This window comes from Wolbachia endosymbiont of Drosophila bicornuta, from assembly GCF_028982105.1.
Lineage (GTDB): Bacteria > Pseudomonadota > Alphaproteobacteria > Rickettsiales > Anaplasmataceae > Wolbachia > Wolbachia pipientis.
On the sequence record NZ_JAPQLF010000081.1, the window covers coordinates 1 to 3,197 of the forward strand.

At 34.3% G+C, this 3,197-nt stretch carries 3 protein-coding genes and 1 pseudogene; 3 read left to right on the forward strand and 1 reads right to left on the reverse strand.

Annotated elements, in window-relative coordinates; genetic code table 11:
* Nucleotides 1-271: 271 nt before the first annotated feature.
* On the reverse strand, nt 272-892 hold the full coding sequence (locus tag OZD68_RS02180) for a hypothetical protein (protein ID WP_182309186.1): 621 nt from the start codon (nt 890-892) through the stop codon (nt 272-274).
* 172 nt (nt 893-1,064) lie between these two features.
* Between OZD68_RS02180 and OZD68_RS02190 the strand changes: the two are divergent.
* The 3 genes and pseudogenes from OZD68_RS02190 to recO all read left to right on the forward strand — a co-directional run bounded on the left by OZD68_RS02190 (nt 1,065) and on the right by recO (nt 3,024).
* Nucleotides 1,065-2,095 (forward strand): annotated as a pseudogene (locus tag OZD68_RS02190) (PDDEXK nuclease domain-containing protein).
* Nucleotides 2,096-2,171: 76 nt separating this feature from the next.
* On the forward strand, nt 2,172-2,318 hold the full coding sequence (locus tag OZD68_RS02195; protein WP_182309187.1) for a hypothetical protein: 147 nt from the start codon (nt 2,172-2,174) through the stop codon (nt 2,316-2,318).
* The gene (gene recO / locus OZD68_RS02200; protein WP_182309188.1) at nt 2,302-3,024 is read left to right on the forward strand and encodes a DNA repair protein RecO; all 723 of its coding nucleotides are present in this window, start codon (nt 2,302-2,304) and stop codon (nt 3,022-3,024) included. Before OZD68_RS02195 ends, recO begins: the two co-directional genes overlap by 17 nt.
* Nucleotides 3,025-3,197 lie beyond the last annotated feature (173 nt).

The window sequence follows — 3,197 nt, forward strand, 5'->3', positions numbered from 1 at the left end:
GTCAGTAGCCACCAGATTTTTTCAGTTGCTATGCAACAAAGCCATCCCAGTGTCAAGCACTGGGATGACACCATTTGTTATAAACTCACTTTTACTCTATGGTTATACTACCTTGCTGCTATCCTGAACGGATACAGTGGGCTTATTAAATTATAGAATTATAGCACTTCTCGCAATAGTCCGAATAGGATAAGATATGTGCTTATGGCTATGGTAGAGCAGTAGCATATTATGATCTGTTCGGATTATTGTAAAAAGAGCTATACTTTAGCTATAGAATAAAATCTAGTGTTACTTCACGCCAAATGTGGTGGTGCTGAGTAGGCAAGCCGGTCAATGGGCTACATTTATATAATGCACGCATTGCATTATCTGCTATCGACCTGAAAAGTGGATTATTTCGATAGGAATCACTGTCTGCTATATCCGCCATAATTATCTCGCCTTGACTGGATAACAATAAGTTAATTTTTATATTAAAATTTTCTTTGTAAGCTATGCTTTCAGGAATGCTCCAGCATTTTGTGAGCTTTTCTCTTATAGAGTTAATAATTTCTGTTACAACTAATTCATCCTTTTTGCTCTCAACGCTTTTTTCGTTTCCTATTTCATTCTTTGCCTCTCTGACATCCCTTCTTAGTTTCTTCTCTACACTTTTTTTTCTTTTTGGAACAGGAATGAATTCTTTACCCTCGTTAATAATGACTTCTTCTTGCATTTCGATAATTTGCCTCGGTTGTGCTACAACAGTGTGCTCAACTATTTCTTTTTTCCTTTGTGGTATAGGAACAGCTAACGTATCATTCGTTTGGGCTTTTGTTGAAGATAACGAAAAAAGCAAAAAACAACATAAAGACAAAAAAAGAATATAATTAGAATAGAAAAAACGCATATGTTAAGCAGCTTGTTTTACTGGTTTAAAGCTAATATTGCACGTAAAGTCAATATATTTTAGTTGATGGACAAGTTTGAAGTAAATAAGGAATCCCTTCAAAGTTGCAGGCAAGCGAAAGGTTGTCTTCTCGACAGACAAAGGAATTGTATAATGGATTAAAAGGAATCCTATGACAAGAATTATAGCAAAAGAATATACAGAATTTTTAGAGCAGTTGAAAGATCGTATTGCAACAAGCCGTTATAAGGCAGCGCTTGCAGTAAATAGTAAGCTTATCTTGCTCTACCATTATATTGGAACAGAAATCTTAAAACGGCAAAGAGAACACGGCTGGGGAGCTAAGGTAATTGATCAATTAAGTAAGGTTTGAGAAGTACATTTCCAGAAATGAAAGGCTTTAGCATGAGAAATCTGAAGTATATGCGTAAGTTTGCCAAAGAATATCCTGATGTTGAATTTGTGCAGGAGCCTCTTGCACAATTAACTTGGTATCACAATATCACTCTTTTGGAAAAAATAGAAAGTCATGAAATAAGATTATTTTATGTAAAAAAAGCTATTGAACATGGCTGGTCACGTAACATTATGGTGATGCAGATAGAACTTGGACTACATAAACGTCAAGGAAAAGCAATAACTAATTTTAAAGAAAAATTACCATCTCCACAATCCGATCTAGCACATTACACATTAAAAGATCCGTATATTTTTGATTTTTTAAGTATAGGTAAGGATGCTCATGAAAGAGAAGTAGAAAAAGGACTCGTAGGGCATATGGAAAAATTTCTGTTAGAACTCGGTGAAGGATTTGCATTTGTTGGTAGACAATTTCATTTAGATGTTGGTAATAAAGACTTTTATATTGATTTATTATTCTATCATTTAAAGTTACGTTGCTTCGTAGTGATTGAACTAAAAGATAAGGATTTTAAGCCGGAATATGCTGGTAAAATGAATTTTTATCTTTCTGCAGTTGATGATTTACTGAAGCACTCGACAGATCAACCTTCTATAGGGTTAATCTTATGTAAATCTAAAGACGATGTACTTGCTAAATATACACTCCGAGACATGAACAAGCCAATAGGGCTAGCAGAATATGGAATAACTGAAAATCTACCAGAGAACATAAAAACAGCTTTACCGACGATAGAAGAATTAGAAGCTGAATTATCCAAAATTTCAGACGAGGAAAAGTAATGTTACTAAAATCATTCAAACAATTATTTAGCAAACCAAAAGCTCAGTATGAAATGCATCAGGCTCAGGAAGAAGAGTGGCAGCCAATAACTTACTCTCTCATAGCCTTGAAACTTTGGAAGCAAACAGTAACGGAGTAAGTGATTTTTATGGATTACACGCTCTAGTTGCACTATCCTATATATCATACGGTCAATACACTCTAAATGAGATGGAAAGATGAAGGCATCATTATAGCTGCTAAAAAATACGGCGATAAAAACTTAATTCTTTCTCTGTTTACAAAAAATCATGGAAAGCGCAGGGGATTGACTAAGCTAACAAACAATAGCAATTATAAGTTTCAGATAAGTAATCTATTACATGCAGAATGGAGTGCTAAGTTACCTGAAAATCTAGGTTTTTTTAAGTGCGAATTAATCGAATCTCCATTCCATCATTTCTTTCAAGATAGGTTAAAAAGCATTACTATTGTTTCTTTCTCCTCTGTTTTAGAAAAAGTGCTTCCAGAAAGTGAACCCTGTGCCATGCTGTATGACAATTTTCGATATTTCATCGATGTAATTAAACACAACAATCAGTCTTGGCAAAGCCATTATCTTAACTTAGAGCTTCTGCTTCTTACGCAATTGGGATTCAAGTTAGACTTATCCAAATGCGCTGTAACAGGTGTTAAGGAAAATCTGCAATTTATTTCTCCAAAAACTGGTAGAGCAGTGTCAAAAAAAGTAGGAGATTATTATGCAGATAAACTCCTACCTTTTCCACAAATGTTGCATGATGTATACAATAATACCCTACAAAACAGCTACTCATTCCAAGAATTTCAGTTAGGACTGAAAGTCACAGGATATTTTTTAAATAAGTATCTATTTTTGCAGTTAAACGTGAAATTTCCAGAGCTGAGAAACCTCATGTTGTCGCTTTAATCTTAGTTATCATTTTTTTGAAATCATTTCAGAAATCTATAGCTAACCCAAGCAACACGTCATACCGCGATTCATTCCATAGCTGTACAAACATTCATTTTTGAAGGTATAGCTCTTTTTACAATAATCCGAACAGATCATAATATGCTACTGCTCTACCATAGCCATAAGCA